Origin of the sequence: Blautia sp. Marseille-P3087 (assembly GCF_900120195.1) — a bacterium.
Taxonomy (GTDB): domain Bacteria; phylum Bacillota; class Clostridia; order Lachnospirales; family Lachnospiraceae; genus Blautia_A.
Window position 1 is genome coordinate 986,590 of sequence record NZ_LT635539.1, and the last position, 25,527, is coordinate 1,012,116.

The 25,527-nt window shown below is 43.8% G+C and carries 18 protein-coding genes; 1 reads left to right on the forward strand and 17 read right to left on the reverse strand.

Translation table 11 applies throughout. The features are described 5' to 3' along the window. Positions 1 to 4 precede the first annotated feature (4 nt). From prmA to BQ7344_RS04760, 12 genes are all read right to left on the reverse strand, one after another. Positions 5 to 958 carry a 50S ribosomal protein L11 methyltransferase gene (gene prmA / locus BQ7344_RS04705; RefSeq protein ID WP_072521629.1) on the reverse strand — a complete coding sequence of 318 codons (954 nt, stop codon included), beginning with the start codon at positions 956 to 958 and terminating at the stop codon, positions 5 to 7. 154 nt (positions 959 to 1,112) lie between these two features. Continuing rightward, the gene (gene dnaJ, locus BQ7344_RS04710) at positions 1,113 to 2,294 is read right to left on the reverse strand and encodes a molecular chaperone DnaJ (RefSeq protein ID WP_072521630.1); all 1,182 of its coding nucleotides are present in this window, start codon (positions 2,292 to 2,294) and stop codon (positions 1,113 to 1,115) included. A 148-nt stretch (positions 2,295 to 2,442) separates the two neighbouring features. After that, complete coding sequence (gene dnaK, locus BQ7344_RS04715; protein ID WP_072521631.1) at positions 2,443 to 4,320, reverse strand: molecular chaperone DnaK; 1,878 nt, start codon at positions 4,318 to 4,320, stop codon at positions 2,443 to 2,445. Between the two features lie 38 nt (positions 4,321 to 4,358). Continuing rightward, complete coding sequence (gene grpE / locus BQ7344_RS04720; protein WP_083585488.1) at positions 4,359 to 4,991, reverse strand: nucleotide exchange factor GrpE; 633 nt, start codon at positions 4,989 to 4,991, stop codon at positions 4,359 to 4,361. A 30-nt stretch (positions 4,992 to 5,021) separates the two neighbouring features. Beyond that, a complete protein-coding gene (gene hrcA, locus BQ7344_RS04725) occupies positions 5,022 to 6,074 on the reverse strand; it encodes a heat-inducible transcriptional repressor HrcA (protein ID WP_072521633.1) in 1,053 nt (350 codons plus the stop codon). 264 nt (positions 6,075 to 6,338) lie between these two features. Next, positions 6,339 to 7,496, reverse strand: coding sequence for a pyridoxal phosphate-dependent aminotransferase (locus BQ7344_RS04730; RefSeq protein WP_072521634.1), 1,158 nt, complete (start codon positions 7,494 to 7,496; stop codon positions 6,339 to 6,341). A gap of 123 nt (positions 7,497 to 7,619) precedes the next feature. Next, positions 7,620 to 9,608, reverse strand: coding sequence for an excinuclease ABC subunit UvrB (gene uvrB, locus BQ7344_RS04735; protein ID WP_072521635.1), 1,989 nt, complete (start codon positions 9,606 to 9,608; stop codon positions 7,620 to 7,622). A 47-nt stretch (positions 9,609 to 9,655) separates the two neighbouring features. After that, entirely contained in the window at positions 9,656 to 11,167 is a 1,512-nt protein-coding gene (locus BQ7344_RS04740) for a CoA-transferase (RefSeq protein ID WP_072521636.1), read from the reverse strand. 196 nt (positions 11,168 to 11,363) lie between these two features. Beyond that, positions 11,364 to 12,968: an amidohydrolase gene (locus tag BQ7344_RS04745; RefSeq protein ID WP_072521637.1), complete on the reverse strand. Its 1,605-nt coding sequence runs from the start codon at positions 12,966 to 12,968 to the stop codon at positions 11,364 to 11,366. Positions 12,969 to 12,971: 3 nt separating this feature from the next. Next, positions 12,972 to 14,423: an alanine/glycine:cation symporter family protein gene (locus tag BQ7344_RS04750; RefSeq protein WP_072521638.1), complete on the reverse strand. Its 1,452-nt coding sequence runs from the start codon at positions 14,421 to 14,423 to the stop codon at positions 12,972 to 12,974. Positions 14,424 to 14,659: 236 nt separating this feature from the next. After that, positions 14,660 to 16,468 carry a Na/Pi cotransporter family protein gene (locus BQ7344_RS04755; RefSeq protein WP_072521639.1) on the reverse strand — a complete coding sequence of 603 codons (1,809 nt, stop codon included), beginning with the start codon at positions 16,466 to 16,468 and terminating at the stop codon, positions 14,660 to 14,662. Positions 16,469 to 16,637: 169 nt separating this feature from the next. Next, complete coding sequence (locus tag BQ7344_RS04760; protein ID WP_072521640.1) at positions 16,638 to 17,732, reverse strand: acyltransferase family protein; 1,095 nt, start codon at positions 17,730 to 17,732, stop codon at positions 16,638 to 16,640. Positions 17,733 to 17,869: 137 nt separating this feature from the next. Here BQ7344_RS04760 and BQ7344_RS04765 point away from each other — a divergent pair, with 137 nt between their 5' ends. Continuing rightward, positions 17,870 to 20,020, forward strand: coding sequence for a SulP family inorganic anion transporter (locus BQ7344_RS04765; protein ID WP_072521641.1), 2,151 nt, complete (start codon positions 17,870 to 17,872; stop codon positions 20,018 to 20,020). 18 nt (positions 20,021 to 20,038) lie between these two features. Here the strand turns inward: BQ7344_RS04765 and BQ7344_RS04770 are convergent, their stop codons facing one another. The 5 genes from BQ7344_RS04770 to ftsE form a co-directional block, all read right to left on the reverse strand. Next, positions 20,039 to 21,007 carry a hypothetical protein gene (locus BQ7344_RS04770; protein WP_072521642.1) on the reverse strand — a complete coding sequence of 323 codons (969 nt, stop codon included), beginning with the start codon at positions 21,005 to 21,007 and terminating at the stop codon, positions 20,039 to 20,041. A 54-nt stretch (positions 21,008 to 21,061) separates the two neighbouring features. After that, positions 21,062 to 22,357: a fibronectin type III domain-containing protein gene (locus BQ7344_RS04775; protein ID WP_072521643.1), complete on the reverse strand. Its 1,296-nt coding sequence runs from the start codon at positions 22,355 to 22,357 to the stop codon at positions 21,062 to 21,064. Between the two features lie 96 nt (positions 22,358 to 22,453). After that, positions 22,454 to 23,629 carry a S41 family peptidase gene (locus tag BQ7344_RS04780; protein WP_072521644.1) on the reverse strand — a complete coding sequence of 392 codons (1,176 nt, stop codon included), beginning with the start codon at positions 23,627 to 23,629 and terminating at the stop codon, positions 22,454 to 22,456. A 91-nt stretch (positions 23,630 to 23,720) separates the two neighbouring features. After that, on the reverse strand, positions 23,721 to 24,626 hold the full coding sequence (ftsX, locus tag BQ7344_RS04785) for a permease-like cell division protein FtsX (protein ID WP_072521645.1): 906 nt from the start codon (positions 24,624 to 24,626) through the stop codon (positions 23,721 to 23,723). Then, entirely contained in the window at positions 24,616 to 25,299 is a 684-nt protein-coding gene (gene ftsE, locus BQ7344_RS04790) for a cell division ATP-binding protein FtsE (RefSeq protein WP_072523355.1), read from the reverse strand. The genes ftsX and ftsE overlap by 11 nt, the downstream gene beginning before the upstream one ends. Between the last annotated feature and the right edge of the window lie 228 nt (positions 25,300 to 25,527).

Genomic DNA, 25,527 nt, shown 5'->3' on the forward strand with positions numbered 1-25,527 from the left:
CGTCTCAGTCCTTTCTTGCAGTCACGCAGACCCATTCACCCTGTCTGGTCACTTCCACAAGTGTCAGACCTGCTTTTGCAACAGCTTCTCTGACTACTTCTTCTTTGACATCAAGAATACCGGAGGTGATGTAATAAGCGCCTTTTTTCATCTGATGAACAATCACTGGTGTCAGCGGTACTAGCACATCCGCAAGAATATTTGCAGCTACGATGTCATATTTCTCATAGTCCACCTGATCCTGCACTTCTTTGTCATCGATGATGTTTCCGATCATCATATCGAATGTTTCATCTACGATTTCATTGGCTTCTTTATTATCCTGTACTGCCGGAACAGCACATGGATCCAGGTCAGTTCCTACCACATGACCGGCGCCTAGTTTGAGTGCTGTAATTCCTAAGATTCCGCTTCCGGTTCCGACATCGAGAAGTTCGATGCCCGGTTTTACGTATTTCTTTAACTGACGGATAACAAGCTGTGTTGTCTCATGCATACCGGTTCCGAATGCAGTCCCCGGATCGATATGAAGAATCATCTTGTCCTTGTCTTCTTCTTTTACCTCTTCCCAGGATGGAACGATCAGAATATCGTCCACATAGAACTGATGGAAAAACTCTTTCCAGTTGTTGATCCAGTCTTTGTCCTCAGTCTGGGATTCTTCAATCGTCGCCTCACCGATATCCATAAAGGTACGAAGTTCTTCCAGTGCATTTCTGACATCACGAAGAATGTTTTCTTTATCTGCATCTTCTTCAAGATAAAAATTCAGATAAGCAATGCCGTCATCCGCCGGTCCTTCCGGCATGATGTCAACAAACATCTGTGCTTTATCTTCCTCGGTCAGTGGCTGGTGATCCTGAATCTCCACACCTTCCACACCGATTTCTGCAAGTGTGCAAATGATCATGTCTTCTGCTTCTGTTTTTGTCTTAATGGTAAAACGGTTCCATTTCATATATTGTAATCTCCTGTCTTGTTCTGTGCGACCACTTTACGATATCTGCAAACTGTGTCTGCAATTTTGCCTTATTTTTTATAATACATGATAGTGCAAAAAAAGAAAAGAGGTTTCCCTCTTTTCCTGAAAAGTTTCTTTTGTTTTAGCGAATTTAGTCCTCAAAAGTCTCTTTGAGTTTATCCATAAAACTCTTTTTCTTCTTTTCTGATTTCTCAGATCCGCCTTTTGCCTCAGAACCAGGCTTGTTACCACAGGCCTCATCAAACTTACGAAGAGCTTCTTTCGCTTCTTCATTCAGTTTAGTCGGAACCTGAACGACTAGTGTTACATAATGGTCACCACGGATGTTTTTGTTTCTGAGAGAAGGAACGCCCTTGCCTTTCAGACGGATACGGGTATCTGTCTGGGTTCCCGGCTTCACTTCGTATACAACATCTCCGTCCACAGTGTTGATGTGAATCTCACCACCCAATGCAGCCTGTGCATAGGTCAGCGGTGCTGTTGAAAAGATGTTCATGTCCTGTCTCTGGAAGATCGGATGATTCGCAACATTTACTTCTACAAGCAGGTCACCTCTTGGGCCACCGTTCGTTCCCGGCTCACCTTTGTCACGGATACGGATGCTCTGTCCATTGTCAATACCTGCCGGAATGGAAACCTGTATCTTCTTTCTTGAAGATGTGTAACCTGTTCCACGACAGGAAGTACATTTTTCTTTAATGATCTTACCGCTTCCGTTACAATCCGGACAGGTCTGTACATTTCGAACCATACCAAACATAGACTGCTGTGTATAGACAATCTGACCTTCTCCATGACATTTCGGACAGGTAGTTGGCTGTGTTCCCGGTTTTGCACCGGTTCCGTGACAGGTCGTACATTCATCTTTCAGAACGATTTCGAGTTCTTTGTCACATCCAAACACAGCTTCTTCAAAGGTAATATTTACACGGGCACGTAAGTTGGCACCCTTCATCGGTCCGTTGTTGGCACGGCGTCTTCCGCCGCCTCCAAACAGATCTCCAAAAATGTCACCGAAAATATCACCCATGTCTGCACCGTTGAAGTCAAAGCCGCCGAATCCGCCGGCTCCGCCACCGCCCTGTTCAAAGGCAGCATGCCCAAACTGGTCATACTGTCTTCTCTTTTCTGCATCACTCAGTACGCTGTATGCTTCTGTTGCTTCTTTGAACTTCGCTTCCGCTTCTTTGTCTCCCGGATTTACGTCCGGATGATATTTCTTGGCTAATTTTCGATATGCACTTTTTAATTCTGAATCACTGGCTGTCTTGCTGACACCCAGGACCTCGTAGTAATCTCTTTTATCAGCCATCTTTTCTCTTTCCTATATTTTATATTTGCATTGTTGCTCTTATGCAGCTATCCGCCACACCAAAACATTATTATAATCCCCCAATGCCATCCATGCAAGCATGAATGGCATCTGAGGTTTTAGATTTTATTTATATGATTTATATATATTATACTTCTTTATAATCAGCGTCTACAACATCATCGCCATAGCCAGCTTCATTTCCGCCCTGAGCTGCACCTGCGCCTGCTCCCGGGTTCGGACCTGCCTGACCGCCGGCCTGCTGTGTCTGCTCATACATTTTTGCGAAAAGTTTCTGAGCACTTTCCATCATTTTTTCCTGAGCTGCTTTGATATCTGCAATCTGAGCATCTGTCATTTCTGTATTTGCTGTCTGAGCAAGAAGATCTTTCAGTGCATTCAGGTCTGTCTCAACTGCTGCTTTGTCGTTGGCATCGATCTTGTCTCCGGCTTCTTTCAGTGCATTCTCAACCTGGAATACCATGGAATCTGCATTGTTTCTTGTATCGATTCCCTCTTTACGTTTCTTATCCTGAGCTTCGAATTCAGCAGCTTCTTTGACTGCTTTGTCAATTTCAGAATCAGACATGTTGGAACCGGCTGTGATTGTGATGTGCTGTTCTTTTCCTGTACCAAGATCCTTAGCAGATACGTTTACAATACCGTTGGCATCAATATCAAATGTAACTTCGATCTGCGGAACGCCACGACGTGCCGGCGGAATTCCGTCCAGACGGAACTGACCAAGGGATTTGTTGTCTTTCGCGAACTGACGCTCACCCTGTACTACATTGATATCTACAGCTGTCTGGTTATCTGCTGCTGTGGAGAAGATCTGGCTCTTCTTGGTCGGGATTGTTGTATTTCTCTCGATCAGACGAGTTGCGATACCACCCATTGTCTCGATAGACAGTGACAGCGGAGTAACATCCAGAAGAAGGATATCACCGGCACCTGCATCACCTGCAAGTTTACCACCCTGTACAGAAGCACCAAGTGCTACACACTCATCCGGGTTCAGGGATTTGCTTGGCTCTTTACCTGTAAGCTGTTTTACTTTGTCCTGTACAGCCGGGATACGTGTAGATCCACCGACCAGAAGTACCTGACCAAGTTCGGAAGCTGTGATTCCTGCGTCAGACAGTGCACGGCGAACCGGCTCTGCTGTCTTTTCTACGAGGTCATGTGTCAGCTCATCAAATTTAGCTCTTGTAAGGTTCATATCGAAATGCTTCGGTCCTTCTGCTGTTGCAGTGATGAACGGAAGGTTGATGTTTGTTGTTGTTGCGGAAGAAAGTTCTTTTTTAGCTTTCTCTGCTGCTTCTTTCAGTCTCTGAAGAGCCATCTTATCATTGCTTAAGTCTACGCCTTCTGCTTTCTTGAATTCTTCGATCATCCAGTCTGTAACTTTCTGGTCAAAGTCATCACCACCAAGACGGTTGTTACCTGCTGTGGAAAGAACTTCGATAACACCATCACCGATTTCGATAATAGATACATCGAATGTACCACCACCTAAGTCGTAAACCATGATCTTCTGTTCTTTCTCATTGTCAAGTCCGTATGCAAGAGCTGCTGCTGTAGGCTCGTTGATGATACGTTTTACATCAAGACCAGCGATCTTACCTGCATCTTTGGTTGCCTGACGCTGAGCATCGTTGAAGTATGCCGGAACTGTAATAACTGCTTCTGAAACAGTTTCTCCAAGATATCCTTCTGCATCTTTTTTCAGTTTCTGAAGGATCATAGCGGAGATTTCCTGAGGAGAATATTTCTTCTCATCGATTGTTACACGATAATCTGTACCCATCTCTCTTTTGATGGAAGAGATTGTTCTGTCTGCATTTGTTACGGCCTGACGTTTTGCAGGTTCACCTACAAGACGCTCACCTGTCTTTGTGAAAGCGACTACAGATGGTGTAGTTCTAGCTCCTTCTGTATTTGCGATAACGGTTGGCTGTCCACCTTCCATTACAGCTACACAACTGTTTGTTGTACCTAAGTCAATACCAATAATTTTTCCCATGATAATATTCCTCCTGTTTAATATCTGAAATTTAAAAATTAGTTTGCAACCTTAACCATGCTGTGGCGGACTACAAATCCTTTATAGGTGTATCCTTTCTGAAGTTCTTCCACAACAATGTTGTCTCCAACGGATTCGTCTTCTACATGCATTACTGCATTGTGAAGATCCGGATTGAATTCTTTATCAACAGCTTCGATCGGCTCTACTCCCAGACTCTCCAGTGTGGTGGTGAGCTGTTTGTAGATTTTTTCCATGCCCTCAGCAAACGGATCACCTTCCGTTGCCTGTGCAAGACCTCTTTCAAAGTTATCTACCACCGGAAGGATTTTCTCAATGATATCCTTCGCTCCGATGATATACATGCTGGATTTTTCTTTTTCCGTGCGTTTACGGAAGTTATCAAACTCAGCCATATTTCGTTTTAAACGGTCTGTCAGATCTTCGATCTGCTGTTCCAATTTATTATCTTTTTTCTTTTTGCCAAAGAAAGATGTCTTTCCTTTTGCTTCTTTCTCGTCTGTGGCTTCCGCTTCTTTTTCTCCTTTCGGATTCTCTCCTGCGGTTGCCTCCGGCGATTCTTCGACTGGTTCTGTTACAGGTTCTTCAGTCTCCGGAACTTCTTTCTCTGCTTCGTCCTGCACACCAGTTGTTTTTGTTGTTTCTGACACGTTTCTTCTACCGCCTTTCCATTTTGACAGTTAACTGTCTTGGTTACTTTTATTTTTTTTGAATACCTCATCGAGTTCGACCTTGAGGGTCTTCAGACTATTTACTACATTTTCATAATCCATTCGCTTCGGTCCTACGATACCGATTGTTCCATGCATGCCTTCGCCCAGTTCATAAGTAGCAGTAACAACACTGCAGTCTTTCATGGTCGAAATCGGAAGTTCATCTCCGATGTACACCTGAACTCCGGTATTATCATCCGCCATCCGTTCTTTGACCAGATCAACCAGCTGCTGCTTTTCTTCGAAAGTAGAAATCAGTTCGGTTGCCTTAGTCTTGTCAGACAGTTCCGGATATTTAAAGAAGTTCGTCGCACCTGACGTATAGATTTCCAGATCATCTTCATCAACATGAATCGTAGCTGCAACTGCGTCCAGCACTCTTGCAACCAGTCCGCTGTGGATGCCTGCCTGTTCTTTCAGTCTGGCAATCATGCCAAGATTGATATCCTGAATCGGCAGTCCATTCAGATTGGTATTAAGAAGCAGATTCAGCTTCAGGAGTGTCTCATCATCCATCTCTTCATCCAGATCAATGATCTGGTTGCGGATGACGTTTCCCTCGCATACAACCACTGCTACAAGCTGCATTTCATTAACACGGGATAACTGAATGAATTTCAGTTTATTTCCGCTGTACTGGGGAACCGAAACCATCGTCGCGTAATTTGTATTAGAAGCAAGAACTCGTGCTACATTCTTAAGCACCTTTTCCATCTTGTCTGTCTTCTCAATCATCAGATTACGGATCTCTTCGATCTCGTCTTCCTTTTCCTTCATCAGCTCATCCACATAAAGACGATAGCCCTTGTCAGAAGGAATTCTTCCTGCCGACGTATGTGGCTGTACGATGTAGCCCATATCTGTCAAATCAGACATCTCATTTCGGATCGTTGCTGAGCTGACATTCAGATCTGCATCCTTCGAGATCGTCCTCGAACCAACCGGCTCGCCTGTCGCCATGTATGTCTTGATAATCGCTTTCAGGATCCGTTTCTTACGATCCGTCAATTGTTCATCCATGCTCTCAGTTCCTTTCCGTTTCATTTGTTAGCACTCAATAATGAGGAGTGCTAACATCTATACTGTTAAGATAGCACTGTCATTATTGTTTGTCAACAGATAATTATTAATTTTTTTAAAAATCAAAAAAAATCACAGTACAGACACAAATCGGGAAAATCTGCTTTTCCACTTTGTTACTTTGTGTCAGATGTACTGCGATTATGTAAGATTCTGTTCTTAATTTATTGTAAATAAATCTTTCTGCAGATATGTGCTGCTTTCTCAGATTCCGCTTCTGCGGATTGCCTCTACCACCTCGCGGATCTTATCCGGCGGCAGTACAAGCGCAAAACGCACATATCCTTCTCCATGTGGTCCGAAACTTGCACCAGGAGTTACGATAACACCAGCTTTTTCCATCAGTTCCATACAGAATGCCATACTATCAGTACGTCCACCAGGGATTCTCGCCCAGACAAACATGGTTCCCTTTCCATTCGGAAGATCCCAGCCGATTTCACGAAGACCATTGCAAAGTGCATCACGTCTTTCCTGATACATATCGCACTGCTCCTGTACACTTTCCAGCGGACCGTTCAGTGCCGCAATCGCTGCTTTCTGAATCGGAAGAAACATACCAAAATCAATCTGACTTCTTAATTTACGAAGTGCTGCAATCACATCCGGACGACCTACCAGAAAACTGATTCTCGCGCCGGTTACATTAAAGGATTTTGAAAGGCTGAAGAATTCTACACCAACTTCCCGCGCTCCTTCTGTAGAAAGGAAGCTTCCGCCATGCGCTCCGTCAAAGATAATATCACTGTATGCGTTATCATGAATGATAAGAATATCATACTTACGCGCAAACTCTACAATTTCTTCGTACAGCCCCGGTGTTGCAATGCTTCCAACCGGATTGGACGGCAGGGAAACAACCATGTATCTGGCTTTCTTTGCCACCTCTTCCGGGATATCCTTTACATATGGAAGAAAATCATGCTCAGCCACCAATGGATAATAGTACGGCTTCGCGCCTGCCATCAGGCTTCCTGCGGCAAATACCGGATAACATGGATCCGGAAGCAGTACCACATCGCCTTCATCACAAAGCGCCATCCCCAGATGTCCCATACCTTCCTGACTTCCGTAAACAGTCATTACCATATCCGGTGTCAGCTCCACATCAAATCGTTTCTTATAATAAGTACAGACTGCCTCGAGCAGTTCCGGAAGATCACGAAGACTGTATTTCCAGTTATTGTCATCCATTGCTGCTTCTGCAAGTGCTTTTTTGATGTGCTCCGGTGTCTTAAAATCCGGTGTTCCCACACTCATATTATAAATTTTCATTCCCTGCTGTTCCAGCTCCATACGTCGATTATTCAGGGCTGCAAAAATTTCCTCTCCAAATCTGTCTAATCTTTTGGAAAACTGCATATTTCTATCCTTCTTTCGTGTCGTGCTCGTTCCATTTTAGCACGCTCACCATCACTGTACAAGCGTAAAGTGAAAATTAATCACAAGCTACTCTTATGCACTTTGACATTTTCTCTCCATATCTCAGGAATCCATCTCGTCCAGATTTTTCTTAAGCTCGATCATCTTGTCACGCAGCTCTGCCGCCTGTTCGAAGTTCAGATCTGCGGCCGCCGCGCGCATCTGCTTTTCCACCTGTCCAATCAGTTTTGTCAGTTCTTTCCTTGTCATGGATTCCGGATCTTTCTTCAGTTTATCTTCTGTCTCAGCAACAGCCCTGGAAACAGTAATCAGATCGCGCACCGCTTTTTTGATCGTGGTCGGTGTAATTCCATGTTCTTTATTGTATGCCTCCTGAATACTTCTTCTTCGCTCAGTCTCCTGAATTGCCTTTCGCATGGAATCCGTCATCACATCAGCATACATAATGACATGACCTTCGCTGTTACGTGCTGCACGTCCGATCGTCTGAATAAGTGAAACCTCTGAACGCAGAAATCCTTCTTTATCCGCATCCAGGATGGCTACCAGCGTGATTTCCGGAATGTCCAGACCTTCTCGCAAAAGGTTGATTCCAACCAGTACATCAAAAACGTCCAGGCGCATATCCCTGATGATCTCCGCTCGCTCAAGGGTATCAATATCTGAGTGGAGATAACGTACACGAATGCCGACATCTTTCATATAATCCGTCAGATCTTCCGCCATACGTTTTGTCAGTGTCGTGATCAGAATCTTATTGCCCTTTTCTACTTCTTTATTGACTTCTCCGATCAGGTCATCGATCTGCCCTTCCACCGGACGCACCTCAACCTTCGGATCCAGAAGTCCGGTCGGACGGATAATCTGCTCTGCACGAAGAAGCTCATGATCCGCCTCATACTGTCCCGGTGTCGCAGAAACAAACATAACCTGATCCAGTTTGTTTTCGAATTCCTCAAAACTCAACGGACGGTTGTCCTTCGCAGACGGCAGACGGAAACCATAATCCACCAGTGTCTGTTTACGGCTCTGGTCACCGGCATACATGCCGCCAACCTGTGAGACGGTTTTGTGAGACTCATCTATAATAAGAAGAAAGTCATCTTTAAAATAGTCCATCAATGTATATGGCGGCTGCCCCGGTGCCAGTCCTGTAAGATGTCGTGAGTAATTCTCTATACCGGAACAGAAGCCTGTTTCTTTCATCATTTCTACATCGAAATTCGTTCTCTCGGCAATACGCTGTGCCTCAATCAGCTTATCCTCACCTTTAAAATAGGCAACCTGTTCTTTCATTTCTTCGAGGATGGCATCTGCTGCTCTCTGGATCTGGCTCTGTGGCACAACATAATGGGATGCCGGGAAAATCGCGGCATGTTTCAGTTCACTGCGGATCTCGCCTGTCAGGACATCCACTTCTGTAATACGATCGATCTCGTCCCCAAAAAACTCTACACGAATCACACGGTCAGAATAGTTGGCAGGAAAAATTTCCAATACATCACCACGCACCCGGAACGTACCTCGGTGAAAATCCATTTCATTACGGTTGTACTGAATGTCGATCAGTTCTTTGATCACATCATCTCTGTCTTTCTCCATTCCCGGACGAAGTGAGATCATCATATCAAAAAATTCTTCCGGTGCACCCAGACCATAAATACATGAAACAGAGGATACAACAATTACATCCCTGCGCTCACAGAGAGCCGCCGTTGCAGATAATCGTAACTTATCGATTTCATCATTTGTGGAGGCATCTTTTGCAATATAAGTGTCCGTAGACGGCACATACGCCTCCGGCTGGTAATAATCATAGTAGGAGACAAAATATTCGACTGCGTTCTCAGGAAAAAATTCCTTCATCTCACCGTAAAGCTGTGCTGCCAGTGTTTTATTATGCGCAAGTACCAAAGTTGGCTTATTTAACCGGGCGATAACATTCGCCATTGTGAAGGTCTTACCTGATCCGGTAACACCCAGTAAGGTCTCGAACTGATTGCCTTCCTTGAATCCTTTGACCAGCTTTTCAATGGCCTGGGGCTGGTCGCCAGTGGGCTGGTATTCAGAGTGTAATTCAAAATGATCCATAGTATTCTCCTGTTTTAAACAAATTTCATTTATTAAAAACTTACCTGTCAGACTTCCACTTCAAATGGCAGCCTGTCCAATATATCTTTCTGCATATCCACTCCCGGATATACTTCAATCAGTTTTAACCCTTTCGGGGTCAGGCGGAAAACACAGCGTTCTGTTACATAAAGGACTTTCTGTCCATTCTCGATCGCACGTTTTGCCGAAAAGCTGACACTTGATACCTTCTCTACGAATTTGGAAATTTCTCCTTCTTTGCGGATCGTCACAACGCCTTTTTCCTGGGTAACTTCCAGCCCTTTTGCATTAAATGTCATGCAGAAAACCACAGTCGGCGTTTTGGCGGTAATATTTGCAAAACCGCCGATACCAGCAAATGCTCCCGTGCCACGGTGTGCATTGATATTTCCATGGCAGTCAACTTCCAGAGCTCCCATAAAACAAACATCCAGACCACCGTTATCATACAGATCAAACTGGTTTGCCATATCATAAACAGAAGCGGCTCCGATCATCGCTCCGAATGCCTCTCCCGAAACAGGAAAACCGCCGATTCCACCGGATTCTACGGTCAGCGTGATCATATCCAGCATTCCACTCTTTCGTGCATATCTGGAAACCGTCTCCGGAATCCCGATTCCAATGTTTACAATATCATCCACACGCAGTTCCCTGGCTGCCCTTTTTCCGATAATGTTCGCAGGAATGTTATTTTTGCGTTGTTTCTGAGAAAGCTCATGAATTTTTTCATTCCATGTATGCCATTCTTTATACGGGATCTCAAAACTTCCGGTCAGGGCCGTGTATGCTTCATTTCGCTCTTCCGGCTCTGCCACAACGATTGCATCGACCAGGCATCCCGGAATGATAGCATTACGCGGACGGGACGGTGCATCTACCAGCCGGTCCACCTGTACAATCACTTTTCCACGATTCGCCTTGACTGCCTGACAGATAGATAATGCATCTCCGGACATGTACATATCATCAAAGGTAATATTTCCCTTCCGATCAGCCGCTGTACCTTTTATGAGTGCAATCGTAATCTTCGGAAGTTTATAATAAAGAAACTCCTCTCCATCCACTACCACATATTTGACCAGAGAATCATCAATCGAAATACGGTTGATTCCCGGTCCTTCTCTTCGCGGGTCAACAAAAATATCCAGTCCAACCTTTGACAGTGCTCCCGGAAGGCCTCCCGCCTGTGCACGTATCGCGTGAGAGATACATCCCAGCGGCAGATTATAAGCTTCAAACCGGTCTTCAAGCACCAGTTTCTTCGTGCTCATCATAGCCCCGAAATGACCGCAGATCAGCTTGTCTACCGCGCCCTCGCGAATATATCCTTCTGCATTATGTTCCTCATCCCAGACTCCGAAGCCGGCACTCGATACGATCGTCAGATGCGTCGGTGACTGCATTTTCTGGTATCTCCGATACAATGCCTCATGAAGTTCCATCGGGTTTTCGATTCCTACAAATGAATTGACACAGATACAGTCTCCATCCCGGATCAGACGGATTGCCTCATCTGCATTCATGATCTCATACATATATTGTTCTCACTTTCAAATTTTGCTTTCGCATACAGTCTTTTCATATCTGTCTGTTATAAGAGAGCTTTTGTCTCAGTATACCATATTTTGACATTCATATCTATCTCAGCACACTACTTTAAATCAAAATAAAAAAGGAGACTGCGCCCGAAAGAGCTGACAATCTCCTTATTATCTGCTTATTTTATTTATATCACATTTTTCTCTCATACACGGTCCTGCCACCAAGTATGGTCATGTCCACTTTTGTAGTCTTGATCTCATTTGGATCAATCTTGTAGATATCTTTTTCAAGAATCACAAAGTCTGCATTTTTGCCAATTTCGATCGTTCCGTTTTCGTCTTCAGTATAAGACGCATATGCAGCATCTTTTGTAAAAAGTTTCACCGCTTCATCTACGCTTAAGCGTTCCGAAGGAATCCAGCCTTCTTCAGGCTCACCATAAATATTCTTTCTGGTTACGGCAAAATAGATATTTTCCATTGCATCAAAACTGTCGACCGGTGCATCGGAACCGCCGGATGCATGAATGCCCAGATCCAGCATACTTTTCCACGCATAGATTCCTTCCATACGATGTGCGCCGATCGCCGATTCTACTGTATTCATATCAAGGTCTACAAATACCGGCTGAATATATGCCAGAATGTCATGTTCTTTCATTTCCTTCAGAATCCGTGGATTTGTGATCTGACAGTGAACGATTCCGTGTCTGTTCTTTGCATTGTCCTTACGATATGGAGATTTCGCAATCGCTTCAATTACCATATCCATCGCACGGTCACCGATACAGTGTACCGCTGCCTGCATCTGATGCCGGTCAAAAAATGCAAACAGATCATCCAGTTCTTCCTGTGTGAATGTAATGATTCCGGTATTTCCCGGAGAATCCTCATATGGTTCATTCATCGCTGCTGTCCTTGCACCCAGAGATCCATCCTGAATCAGTTTCATCGGGCCGATCGTAAAGTGGTCTCCACGCTGACCGGTACGGTATCCTTCTTCAATAAATGCTTTCGCATCCTCTGCACGCTCAAACAGACACTGCTCATAATGTCGGACATTCAGCTCACCTCTCGCATCCAGCGCTTTATATGCATTCATGATGCGCTTCCAGTTCTTTCCCGGAAGAGATGCCAGATCATCCGACTGCACTCCGGTGAATCCGCATTCATTCAGTTTCTTCGCACTATATACAATGTAACTTTCCACCTCTTCCTGGGACGGAGCTTCCAACACAGAAGAATAAAACTGTACAGCATTTTCTTTCAGAAGTCCGGTCTCAAAATCTACATCTTTTGCTATCTCCGCAAATTGTGGGATTTTTTTCAGGCGTTCAAGCCCCGGTGTATTGCAGACTGCCACATGTCCGCATACACGGACCATGATGATTGGAATTTCTTTTGACAGCGCATCCAGTTCCTCTTTCAGAGGATAACGCGGTTCGTCAAAATGTTCTTCATTCCAGCCGCGACAGTACAGCCAGGTCAGTGGCTTTCCGGCATGTTCTTCCAGTCTTTTATGTGCTGCCTTCAGCGCTTCTTCGACGCTTTTGCAGTCAAACAGCTTGACCGAGCGTTCGACAAATGCATAATGCAGCATGTGAAGATGTGTATCCACAAAACCCGGAAGAAGCAGGCGTCCCTGCAGGTCTGTTTTTTCCTCACAGGGGATTTTCTGTGCTTCTTCATTTGTTCCGATAAAGGCAATTTTTCCATTTTCGATACCGACTGCTTCAGCAACACTGCCTGCATCATCTAATGTACGGATACATCCGTTAAAAAAAATCTTTTCCAATGCTTATTTTTCCTCTTTTGCTTTCTTGTCTTCATAGAAAAGAGCCATATCTTCGTCTACTTTTCCAATACCAAGGTAACGTGCCTTGTAGTCTTTTAACAGTTTGATAAAGGTTCCGCTTAAGATAAATAATGTTGCTACGTTTACAAATGTCGGGAATACCGTCGTAAAGTCGGCAATAACCCAGAGCTGTGCCGGAGTTCCGTTTCCGTAAAGTGTCAGTACGGTAACCAGAAGTCCCCATAATGGTGTTCCGAGAATAAATACTTTTTCTGCGATTTTGAACACTTTCTGATTGTTTTTCATCCAATGTTTCAGGATAACACTGTAGTATGTAAACCAGCCTGTTGAAGTAGTCAGTCCAAACAGGAAGATACTGAGCGCAATCAGTGCACGTGCAACTGATCCCATACCGGATTCAAACGCGGTCAGTGTCAGTTCGGAACCCTGAAGTCCGGAATTCCAGTAACCGGTAACAATAACAACCAGACCTGTCATAGAGCAGACCACAATGGTATCTGCAAATACTTCGAACGCACCCATCAGTCCCTGTTTTACCGGATGATCTGTCTTTGCAGAAGCATGGATCATCGGAGAAGTACCCCATCCGGCTTCATTACTGTATACAGAACGCGCAAAACCAAGACGCATGGCAGTTGCCACTCCTGCTCCCAGGAATCCGCCGACAGCAGCCTGTGTAGTGAAAGCGCCCTTAAAGATCAGTACAAATGCTTCCGGAAGTCTCTCATAATTTGTGATCAGGATAAACAGAGAACCTACAATATAGAGCAGACACATAACCGGAGTCATATAGGAAGAAATGACACCGACTTTTTTTACACCGCCGATGATGATAACATAAATTGCAAGTACATATAAAAGTGACGGTACGATATATGGAAGTTTGAAGGTACTTCCTACTGCCTCAGATACTGTATAATTCTGAAGTGTGATGAACCATGTCATAAAAATACATCCGCCGAATAATACGGCAAAAATTTTCCAGAACGGAAGTTTCTTTTCGTCTCCCAGACCTTTCTGCATATAATAGGTCGGTCCGCCGAGGTATTCCCCGTTTGGCTGTTTTTCTCTGTAATATACAGCAAGTGTTACCTCAGTCATTTTGATGACCATGGCAAGCAATGCAGCTACCCACAGCCAGAACAATGCTCCCGGTCCTCCTGTAGCGATTGCGGTTGCAACACCGGACATATTGGATACACCAACAGTTCCACCGATCGCAATGGAAATCGCCTGAAACGGTGTCAGACTCTTGCCATCGTCTCCGCCTTCCTCACGACGTTCTTTACTGAACATATTTTTTACGATATGTCCAAAATGACGAAACTGAAAAAAACCTGAACGGATCGTCAGATAAATTCCGGTCACAAGAATTGTGATCAGCAACGGCAACCCCCACAACCAGTTTGTTAAATTTTCGAATAATGCAAACATTCCCTCTCTCCTTTTCTTTTGTTTTGCATAAAAATGCACGCACCCTCTTTTTTATTCACTTTAGCATCATACCATATGTCCACTCCTATAGCCAGAAAAAAATCTTATTATCTAAATTTTTTCAGTTTTATTTTTATGTAATAGGAACATTACGGAGTAATTTCCTATTACATAAAAAAATACAGGGCAGACGTTTCATCTGCTCTGTATTTGATGACTTTCTCTTTATTTTAGTTTTATTCTACTTCTTCCGGCTCCATGCTCAGTACATGATCTTCATTGTTTATGACATCATATTTCTGTCTGTATTCATTGAAGTATGTGTAATACTCCCAGCTGTCTGTCGGATAGATCTTGGAGTCATGAATATGCGGATCCGCATCTGTCTCGCCGCTCTTGAGAAGTGCTGTCATCGCACTTGCACTGTGCGCTGCGATACGTCCGAAACTGTTGAGGATATCATTAAATACCGTTCCCTCTTCCAGGCCGCAGTCACCCTTACTCAGACGCTCTACATGATGCATCTTGAGCTCATCACAGAGATTTGTAATAACAGCTCCCAGCGGAGCAACTCTCTGTGCAGCTTCCTTATCATCTTTCATAAAGGCATTGCAGGTTACATTGATTTCCTCACGGACAGCTTCCATGACAATATTTAACTCATCCCATGCTGCCTGCGAAAACTCTGTATGGTTGTCATGCATTTCATTTGCCATATGCGCAATATAAGAAGCATGATCTCCGATGCGCTCAAAGTCATTGATCGTATGCAGATACAGAGAAACCTGTGTGGTCTGTGCCGTATTCATCTCGCGCTTTGTAAGCTGGATCAGGTACTCACCCAGACGGCTCTCATATTTGTCGATCAGATCTTCCTTACGCTGAACCTTATCGTACTTATCCTGCTGATAATCATTTAGAAGATTCATCGCACGGTTAACGTTTTTACGGAGTTTCTTGGACATTCCGTTCATTGCACGGTGACACTGTGCGATCGCAAGTGCCGGATAATTGATCAGACGTTCCTCAAGAAGATCAAAATCCGCTTCATCTTCAAGCTCTTCTGCACTGTCCTTAACCAGATAGCAAACAAGCTTCTCGAGTTTCGGAATAAACGGGAACAGTACTACAACCGTCGCCACACGGAATACGGTATTCAGTGCTGCGATCGTTACCGGTGTCATGATCATATCCATAAATCCGAAATGTACAAATGCATTTACAGTATAGAAGATCACTGACCACATGATCAGACCGAATAAGTCATTCATCAGATAGATCAGCGCTGTTCTCTTACCATTCTTATTGGCACCGATTGCAGAAATCAGAACCGGACAGGCTGCACCAACACCGATACCAAGAACGATCGGGAATGCACTGGCAAAGGTCAGGATTCCGGTTACAGAAAGTGCCTGCAGTACACCGACCGTTGCTGATGCACTCTGAAGGACTGCAGTAAATGCAATACCTACCAGAATACCGGCGATCGGATTGGAAAACATAGTAAGCATATCGATAAATACTTCACTCTCACGAAGCGGTGCCACTGCACCACTCATGGTCTGCATACCTGTCATCAGAATTGCAAAACCAAGCATGATGTTTCCGATATTTTTGTGAACGGAACGCTTACTGAACATTCGTAAGATAATACCGATCACCGCAACTACTGCTGAAATAGTCGCCGTAGATAAAATACTGGCGATACCTCCGGATCCCTGAATATAGGAAAGACAGAGTATCCAGCCGGTAATACTCGTTCCGATGTTTGCTCCCATGATGATACCGATTGCCTGTTTCAGTTTCATCATACCGGAGTTTACGAAACCAATAACCATAACGGTTGTTGCTGAAGAGGACTGAATTACACTCGTTACACCGGTTCCCAGTGCAACGCCCTTCAGCGGAGTGTTTGTCATTCGATACAGAAACGCTTCAAGTTTGTTGCCTGCGACCAGTTTCAGGCCGTCTCCCATGAGTGACATTCCGAATAAAAATAATGCCACACCTGACAGCAACGATAAAACCATTGAAAAAATTGCCATAAAATTCTCCTCTGTTGTCTCTCTGTCCTTCTGTTACGGACCGACACCTTCTGTAAAATCTCGTATTTTTACATTCTTTTAACTTAGGTTTATCCTTTTTTTAACATTCCTTATCTATTATGCCATATCAAACGTATGATTACAATATTTGATTTTTTGAAATAAAAAATTATCTGTCTGCTTTTCGGAACGGTTTGCCTTCAAGCCACGGAAAACATTTCTTTACGACTGAGATCACACCACATTCCAGCAGGATAAGTTCTGCAAGAATACCTGTACATTCCACATAATATCGCGGGCCGGCAACCTCTGCCAGACCATATGTTGCTTTCCAGCCATTGATAAGCAATGCCTTAAATCCCAGCGTACCATGCGTTGCCATAATAATCAGAGAATTCCTTCCACAAAAGCTTAAGAACTCCATCTTCCACCATTGTTCTAAATATTCAAACAGCAGGATCGTGCCGGCTGATCCCAGAACGCCATTAAACCAGAACATGATCTGGCTTTTTCCCAGTCCCATCAGATTCAGATCTACACCGCCATTTCTCTGAGCAAGAAAATACGTAGCAATAAATGCCGCGATTCCGACAATCCCTTTTACATGTGGCTGTTTTACATGAAGCATTACAAAATAAAACATATATCCCAGTCCGACAAAACCGAATCCCACGATTCCCTTGCTGATTGCAAAGAGCGGAAACGCTACTAAAGTATAAGTATTCCCCTCCAACGTCTGTTTTAACATCGGGAACAGATATGCAGAAGCATACCATGCAAATACCACTGTACCAATTGCAGCCAGAATTTTGACTTCTTTTCTGCTTTTAATTACTAAAATAAATATTACCTGTGCCAGAAACAAAGTTGGCAAAAACCATAAGGCACTGATTCCACGCAGACATACCGTTGTATATGCCTGAAGTACAACCATCTTAATGACGTCAACTGCCGCTTTGCCTCGCATCATTCGTACAATCACATTATAAAGAATTACAAAGGCACTATACCCAAAATAAGGTATCAGAAGACTTTTGGCATGTTTCTTGATGTATTCTCCGGTCGACATCTTGCGAAAACTCTGCCGCATCGCCAGAAGATAACCCGAAACAAAATAAAATACTGCGAGTTTATATGCACCAAACCAGATATCAATTGGATTCCCGAGACTTGTAATATGTCCAAATACGACCATCAGGATTCCCCAGCCTTTTGCTGCATCCAGATACTTTTTTCTTTCTGTTATTCCAGTGGAACTACTCATATGTTTCTCCTTCTCTACTACAATTTACAAATACAGTATATCCAATCTGCTACAGCTTGGCAAGAAAATCCTCTGCACCCTCATGGTACAAAATCCTGTCCGTTTATGGTACAATAGCACCAGAAAGGAGGACTCACATGAATTTACAATTATTTCCCACTCTGAAAAATTATAACCTCCGCAATCTGCCGGGAGATATTTTCTCCGGAATCATCATTGCCGCCGTATCTATTCCTATTTCTATGGGATATGCACAGATTTCCGGCATTCCGGCGATCTACGGACTATACGGATCTGTTTTCCCGATCCTGTTTTTTGCTTTATTTTCCACCTCAAAACAATTCATTTTCGGTGTAGATGCCGCACCTGCCGCCATCGTCGGAAGCGCACTTGCCTCTCTTGGTATTGCTGCTGAATCCCCCGATGCACTTGCCTGTGTACCTGTGATCGCATTTTTCGCCGGACTGTGGCTTTTGCTTTTTTACTGTCTCCACGCAGACCGGATTGTTGATTTCATTTCCACTCCGGTTATGGGCGGTTTCATCAGTGGAATTTCCCTGACGATTATTTTCATGCAGATTCCAAAACTTATGGGAAGTGGTGCCGGCTCCGGAGAATTACCGGAACTTCTCCATCACATTTTTCTTGCCGCACACTCGATCAGTTTTCTTTCCCTTGCTATGGGAATCAGTGCCCTGTTTCTGATCCGTATTGGCAAAAAAATATTTCCGAAGCTTCCGATGTCCATTGTGATCATGATACTCGGAGTTCTTTCCACCACCTGTTTTCATGTGCAGGATCATGGCGTAGTGCTTCTGCAGGCAGTTAAACCCGGACTTCCATCTTTCATCATCCCGAAATTCGGAGATGTTGCACTTACCCAGACAGTTGGCCGCGGACTGATGGTTGCTGTCGTTATCATGGCAGAAACACTTCTTGCAGAAAATAATTTTGCTTTCAAAAATGGCTATAAATTGAATGACCGTCAGGAAATCCTTGCCTGTGCCGCAGGTAATATTTCAGCCTCTTTCGTCGGATGCTGCCCGGTAAACGGAAGCATTTCCCGAACCTCTATGAATGAACAGTACGGCGGAACTTCTCAGCTTGTTTCCCTGATTGCAGGAATCTCCATGGCAGTGCTTCTCTTTGGTTTTACCGGATTTATCGGTTATCTGCCAGTCCCGGTTCTGACTGCCATCGTCATCTCTGCGTTGATGGATGTCGTAGAAGTGCATCTTGCGATTCGCCTTTATAAAGTCAGCCGAAATGAATTTTATATTTTCATGGCAGCCTGCATCAGTGTACTCTTCCTCGGAACGATCTATGGTGTATTGATCGGTATCCTGCTGTCGTTTGTGGCGGTAATCCTGAAGGCCACTGCCCCATCGCGTTCTTTCCGCGGTATCATTCCCGGCAAAGATGCCTATTATGACCTCGTTCGAAACCGGCATGCTTATCCGATACAGCATGTTGTCATCTACCGGTTTAATGAAAATCTATTCTTTGCAAATGCAAAGATTTTTCAGGAAGATCTCGAAAGCAGCCTGAAAGAGGATACAAAAGTTGTGATTGTCGATGCCTCTTCTATCAACTCCATCGACATCACCGCAGCTGACCGGCTTGAGGCGATTGCCGCCAATATGAAAAAACGTGATATCCAATTTTATATTACTGAACATTCTTCTTCACTCAATGATCAGATGCGAACTCTCGGTATCGGTCATCTAATTAGAGAAGGCTGTGTGCGAAGAACCATTCTCGCAGCACTCAACGATGCCGGTATATATAAGCCATATAACCTTGAGATACCGGAATCAGAAAAAAAACTGGCAGAGCTTCGAAGCCATTCCTATCTTCCTGCCGAGGAAGAAGATACTCTTGAAGAGTTTGCGTGGGCTTTCGGTGAAGAAACTGTTCAGGAACTGGAACAGGCAACTCATGCAATCATCGAGCACCTGCATCAGATGCCGGATATCGAACGGCTTTCTGACGAAGGTATCAAAGAACATTTCGAAAGCTGGCATACTCTTGGTGCACTGGATGAAGATGAAATTCTCCACCGTATCGAATTACATATCGATGAACTTCCTAAAGAAATGCACAAAGAGCACCGCCATATTGTAGAACTTATCGAGAAACGTCGATTCCGTATTCGCGAAAAAGTACTGGAAGAGCATCCGGAGCTTGCTGCCCGACTGGAACAGAACCGCATTCGCCTGGAAAAGCGTCTCGAAAAACAAAATCCGGAAGCTATGCGCAAATGGAAAGAATGGAAAAAGAGGGATTAATTTCCCTCTTTTTTATAATCATCTGATATAAATCCCATCCGAACCCATATACGCACCTTCCGGATATTTTTCTTTATCTGCTTTTTTTCTCATTTCAGCAACTGCTTTGTAATCTGAATCCATCAGTTTCTGTAAAAGTTCTCTTGACATTCCGATCTGAATTTTTCGTTCCTCGAACTGTTCCTGATTCTCTGAAAAATAAGGAACCGTAAATGTCACCTCTGCAAAAGAATCATACATCCTCAGACTGCTTTCTCTGTCAAAAAACAATTCACAGAGCGGACGGTAATATGCCTCAAAATAATCTTCAATATGAAACTGAACCGGCTCACCGTCCGCCTTACCGAAAGGTTCTCTTAAAATTCCACATAAATAGCTGTGATCGTAATATGTCATACACACGACTGCCGGGTCTGGACGCACACTATTGAGCGTACCGATAGCTTCAAGCTGCTGCGCCCCCTTTTTCAGTGCCTGCTCACGACGGTTACTGCCGCCTTTTGCTTCCCAGACACTCCAGCAGTCTTCTGCCGGATTATATCCAACCATCTCCGGCCGCCATTCACTTGCAAAAAAGTCATTATACTCACTGTGATCTATCTTACGAACCAGATTCAGATGGGTAAGGTACTCATCTCCGTACAGTCTGTGGCTGATCAGCTTCGTAAAAAACATACCCATATAATAAGAAATCACACTCTTTTCCGAAGAATCCAAATAAGCTGTTTTTTTTGACTTTTTCAATCGATCTCCCTCAGTATCCAGTGCTGTTTCCACCAGAAACATCTTATATAACATTTCCAGCCGCTTTTTTTCCGGATATGCTGCAGTCAGTCTCTGTACCGGCATCCCACAAGTAATAATTTCGTGAAGTAATTCTTTATTCGAAAACTCCAGTTCAATTGTGTTTCCAGTCAGTCCGTTTTCGCTGTCGTTTTCCTCTTTTTCAAGTGATATGGTATATGTTTTTTCTTCTGTTAAAATCATCGCTGTACTCCCCGCACTCTACAGAAGGGCAGTCTCCTGCCCCCCTTCTGAGTTTTATTTCATATAAGTATTTAACCACCGATATACCTTTGCCTGTCTTGTCTTGTAGGTACCTACCTGGTTTCCGGTATCAGAAGCAAGTGCATTGTAGATATTTTTCAGATTATATGGTTTTCTTGTCTTTCTGAGCACTCGTGTAACAGCACCGTAACCACCCTGATGTTCAATATTGATTAACATTCCGACTGCCTGCACATCTGTAACACCTAATGCCCGAATTTCTTTTTCCATTTCTGCAATCTGCCGATACATCAATACATCCTGACACTTCTTGCCGATATCAGATTTGATAATATTTACAATACGATTTTTATATGTGGTACTTTTGTATGTAGACCAGTTTGCCTTCTGCACATCTGTCCAAAGTTTGTTATCTCTGTCATATCTTTTCCACTGGGCATCACCCATCGTCGTATGAATCAGTTTCAAAAGCCGCTGCGCTTCTGTCGCATACCACTGACCTGCACCGATGGTGATTGCATGTTCAGCACTGCTGTTTGTATATGCACGTGTAAAGTCTGCATAATCCTGGTTGCCATATACCTGTCCACCGGTTTCTACGGCATAAAGAATATTCTTCATGACAACCTTCTGAGAAGAGGTAAACCAGGTTTGACTGATGTTTGTCACCTTAGGTGTTATTACACTCCTGCTCGGTCTGACCGCTGCCGCATATTTCTCCCTGCCGCCCCTTTTATAGGCTCTGACAGTATATATATATTTTGTACCAGCACTTACTTTTTTATCAATATAGACTGTGGTTTTTTTATTTACATCTGCAACCAGTGTCCACTTTCCCCCGGATGCTCTGCGATATATCCGATATCCGTCCAGTCTTGCAACTGGTTTCCATGTAAGCTTTACCTGTGAACTGGATAAAACTGTCGGGCTAACAGTTGTCGCATATGGACGTGTTGCCCCCGTCGCTGCAGTATACTTACTATACACATATTTGCTGTTCTGTCTGCTGTATGCCTTTACCGCATACTGGTACGGTTTTCCGGCTACGAGTTTACTGTCTGTATATGTTGTCGCAGAACTGCCCACTGTGGCAATTCTCTTATAAGCAACTCTCACAGACTCGCGACGGTAAATCACATACCCATCTGCCCCCGAACACTTATTCCACTGAATCTTCAATGCACTATTACTGGATCCTGCAATCGTTGCCTTAACATTAGTTCTTCTTACTCCGGAAGCCGCACTGACTGAAATCGCTGATATAAAAACAGCCATTGTCAAAGCCAACATCAGCATCAGTCCTGTAATTGCTTTTTTGCTCTTATTCATAATATCGTTCCCTTCTCAAATATAGAATATCCCTTTGTATATTTTAAAAAAGAACTGCATAAAAAGCAAGCACTTTTTACATTTCTTTTAATTTTATTAATTCTCTATTACATTCAATGCTTCCTGAAGCTGATTGTCTTCCTCATGTGTAATCTCGTCTTTATTCAAAAGTACGGATGCCAGCTTAACTTCCACATCCGGCTTGATTCCCACTTTATTGATGGAATTTCCATTTGGTGTATAGTAATTGGAAACTGTCAGTTTCACTGCACTTCCATCACTTAACTGGCGAAGTTCCTGTACCACACCCTTGCCATAAGTCGTTGTTCCGACAATAGTACCGACTCCATGATCCTGCACGGCTCCTGCAAAAATCTCAGATGCACTTGCACTGTTTTCATTCACCAGTACAGCAAGTGGCATATTCAGCTTGTTTTTACCATCACAGGTCTCTTCTTCCCGGTTACCGTCTTTATCTTCCGTATACACAATCAGTCCCTCGGGAAGGATTTCTCGAAGAATATCGCAGACTGAGGTCAGGAGTCCGCCAGGGTTGTCTCGAAGATCAATGACAAGACGCTCCATTCCTTTATCTTTTAATTCAACAAACATGTCTTTGTACTGCTGCGGAGTAACTCCTGTAAACTGTGTGATCTGAATATAGCCGGTCTTTTTATCCAGCATTTCTCCAAATACAGATGGCAGTTCCACGTCCGTCACATCCACACTGATTTCACGGGATTTTTCCTCATTTTCACGAAACACTGTAAGAACAATTGTCTTATCTTTGTTCTCTCTGATCAGGGAAACCACATCTGAAAGCTCCATATCCGTTACATCCGTATCATTGATTGCCGTGATCACGTCACCTGTCTGCAGCCCGGCATCCGCCCCGGGACCGCCTTCATAGCACTCTGCGATCTGCACTCCACCATTTTTATTTTTCTGGATGGAAACACCGATACCTGCATAGGCGCCATCCGTCGAAGCTGTCTCCTGAGCATATTCATCAGCAGTATAATATCTGGAATAGACATCTCCAAGACCGTAGACCAGACCAGCATAAACGCCCTCTGCCATCTCATCATTATCCACCTCGCCCAGATATTCCTGGTCAATCAGTTTCTCCAGATATTCTATTTTCTGTACATGTGAAGAATCCGAGAGGACTCCGTTGTATTGCCGCTGCTGCACGAATTTCACTCCGCCCACTGCAAGTGTTACGACCAAAATACCGGTCAGAACTCCCGATGCATATTCTTTATGTTTCATTTTCCTGTCCTTCCTTAAGCCTGTCTGCTTATTAATATACCACAAACGGCATGGAACCAAAAGTCCCATGCCGCGTGATATTGATATTTTATTATACTCTTAAATGCTTTCTTGTAGTCCAGATACTTCCAATAAAGCCAATTCCGATTCCCAGAAGAAGTCCGATTGGAAGAAGCACCTGATAAATCTGCCATACCGGGATAAAATCAACCACTCCGGTCAATACATTAAACTTCGTCAGAATAAATTCAACTGCTGTATTGTACAGGAAATACAGTGCCACCAGCGGAATTGCCGCACCGATCACACCAAGGACCATACCTTCGAGAACAAACGGCGCACGTACAAATGCATCAGTCGCACCAATGTATTTCATGATTCCGATTTCTTCCTTACGTACAGAAATACCTACAGAAACGGTATTACTGATCAGGAAAACAGAAATCAGCAGAAGAATTGCAATGATGATAATGGATGCATAGGAAACCAGTTTGTTAAAGCTTCCAAGTGTATTGGCCGCCTGTTCAGACTGGTTAACTTCACGAACATGATCCAGACCCTGAATATAATTTACCAGTTCTGTCTGCTTTTCAATCTGATTCAGATAAACCTGATAGTTAGATGAGTTCACAAGCGGATTATCGTCTTTGAATCCATCTGCTGCGTCGGATCCCTGAAAATATTTATCCTTGAAATTCTGCCATGCCTGATCTCCTGATTCAAATTCGACACGTTCTACTTCCTGACGTGCCTGAATCAGATTTCCGACTTCCTGCATCTGCTCATCCGTCGTTCCTTCATCAAAGAAAACCGTAATAGGTACTTCCTGCTCTACTTTGTGTGCAATATTATCCACATTGGTCACAAGTGAATAAAAAACTCCGACCAGAAAAATACAGGCTGCCATTGTGATAATGGATGCAAGTGAAAACATCCAGTTTCTTTTTATATTTTTAATTCCCTGTTTGAGGGTATACCAGATCGTACTAGGCCTCATGATATTCTCCTTCCTTCTCGTCGCTGACGATCACACCGTCATGCATGGTAACCACTCGTTTTTTCATTGCATTAACGATTTCTTTATTATGGGTTACTACAAGAACTGTCGTACCACGCTCATTGATCTGCTCGAGAAGTTTCATGATTTCTTCTGAAGTCTTCGGATCAAGGTTACCGGTCGGCTCATCTGCCAGAAGGATATCCGGACGATTCACCAGTGCTCTCGCAAGTGCAACTCTCTGCTGCTCACCACCGGAAAGTTCATCTGGGAATGATTTGTATTTTTCTGCAAGTCCGACTTCCTGAAGCACTTCCGGAACACGTCTTCTGATCACACGTGTCGGTCTTCCGATGACACGCTGCGCAAATGCAACGTTTTCGTACACATTACGGTCTTTCAGCAGACGGAAATCCTGAAATACAACGCCAAGTTTACGGCGGTATTTTGCCACACGGCGGTGTTTCATTTTTTCCAGACGTTCTCCGCTGACGATCATCTGGCCGCTTGTGCTGTCAAGTTCTTTCATAAGAAGTTTGATCAGAGTTGTCTTACCAGATCCACTGCTTCCGACAACAAAGACGAATTCTCCTTTATCTACATGTAAGTTGGCATGGTTTACTGCCGGAAGGCCTTTTCCATACGATTTACTTACATCAATGATATCAATCATCGTTTCCATAATCTCCTCCTGTATATATACATAAAAAATGCCGCCAGCGTACCGGCAGCATCTTATTGCTTTCTGCGGTATAGTTTATTAACATTTCGTAACAATGTTGTAACATATTTCTATGCAGAATGCAACCCTTTTTATTGATTTCATGGAATGTTCATATTTGGCATTAGTACTCTAAGGTTTCCATATACTTCATAAAACAATTTTGAGTTTTTGGGTGTA

Bases quoted from the DNA above. Each gene is read 5' to 3' on its own strand.
- prmA (WP_072521629.1), bottom strand. From the start codon at position 958: ATGAAATGGAACCGTTTTACCATTAAGACAAAAACAGAAGCAGAAGAC.
- dnaJ (WP_072521630.1), bottom strand. From the start codon at position 2,294: ATGGCTGATAAAAGAGATTACTACGAGGTCCTGGGTGTCAGCAAGACA.
- dnaK (WP_072521631.1), bottom strand. From the start codon at position 4,320: ATGGGAAAAATTATTGGTATTGACTTAGGTACAACAAACAGTTGTGTA.
- hrcA (WP_072521633.1), bottom strand. From the start codon at position 6,074: ATGGATGAACAATTGACGGATCGTAAGAAACGGATCCTGAAAGCGATT.
- BQ7344_RS04730 (WP_072521634.1), bottom strand. From the start codon at position 7,496: ATGCAGTTTTCCAAAAGATTAGACAGATTTGGAGAGGAAATTTTTGCA.
- uvrB (WP_072521635.1), bottom strand. From the start codon at position 9,608: ATGGATCATTTTGAATTACACTCTGAATACCAGCCCACTGGCGACCAG.
- BQ7344_RS04740 (WP_072521636.1), bottom strand. From the start codon at position 11,167: ATGTATGAGATCATGAATGCAGATGAGGCAATCCGTCTGATCCGGGAT.
- BQ7344_RS04750 (WP_072521638.1), bottom strand. From the start codon at position 14,423: ATGTTTGCATTATTCGAAAATTTAACAAACTGGTTGTGGGGGTTGCCG.
- BQ7344_RS04755 (WP_072521639.1), bottom strand. From the start codon at position 16,468: ATGGCAATTTTTTCAATGGTTTTATCGTTGCTGTCAGGTGTGGCATTA.
- BQ7344_RS04760 (WP_072521640.1), bottom strand. From the start codon at position 17,732: ATGAGTAGTTCCACTGGAATAACAGAAAGAAAAAAGTATCTGGATGCA.
- BQ7344_RS04765 (WP_072521641.1), top strand. From the start codon at position 17,870: ATGAATTTACAATTATTTCCCACTCTGAAAAATTATAACCTCCGCAAT.
- BQ7344_RS04770 (WP_072521642.1), bottom strand. From the start codon at position 21,007: ATGATTTTAACAGAAGAAAAAACATATACCATATCACTTGAAAAAGAG.
- BQ7344_RS04775 (WP_072521643.1), bottom strand. From the start codon at position 22,357: ATGAATAAGAGCAAAAAAGCAATTACAGGACTGATGCTGATGTTGGCT.
- BQ7344_RS04780 (WP_072521644.1), bottom strand. From the start codon at position 23,629: ATGAAACATAAAGAATATGCATCGGGAGTTCTGACCGGTATTTTGGTC.
- ftsX (WP_072521645.1), bottom strand. From the start codon at position 24,626: ATGAGGCCTAGTACGATCTGGTATACCCTCAAACAGGGAATTAAAAAT.
- ftsE (WP_072523355.1), bottom strand. From the start codon at position 25,299: ATGATTGATATCATTGATGTAAGTAAATCGTATGGAAAAGGCCTTCCG.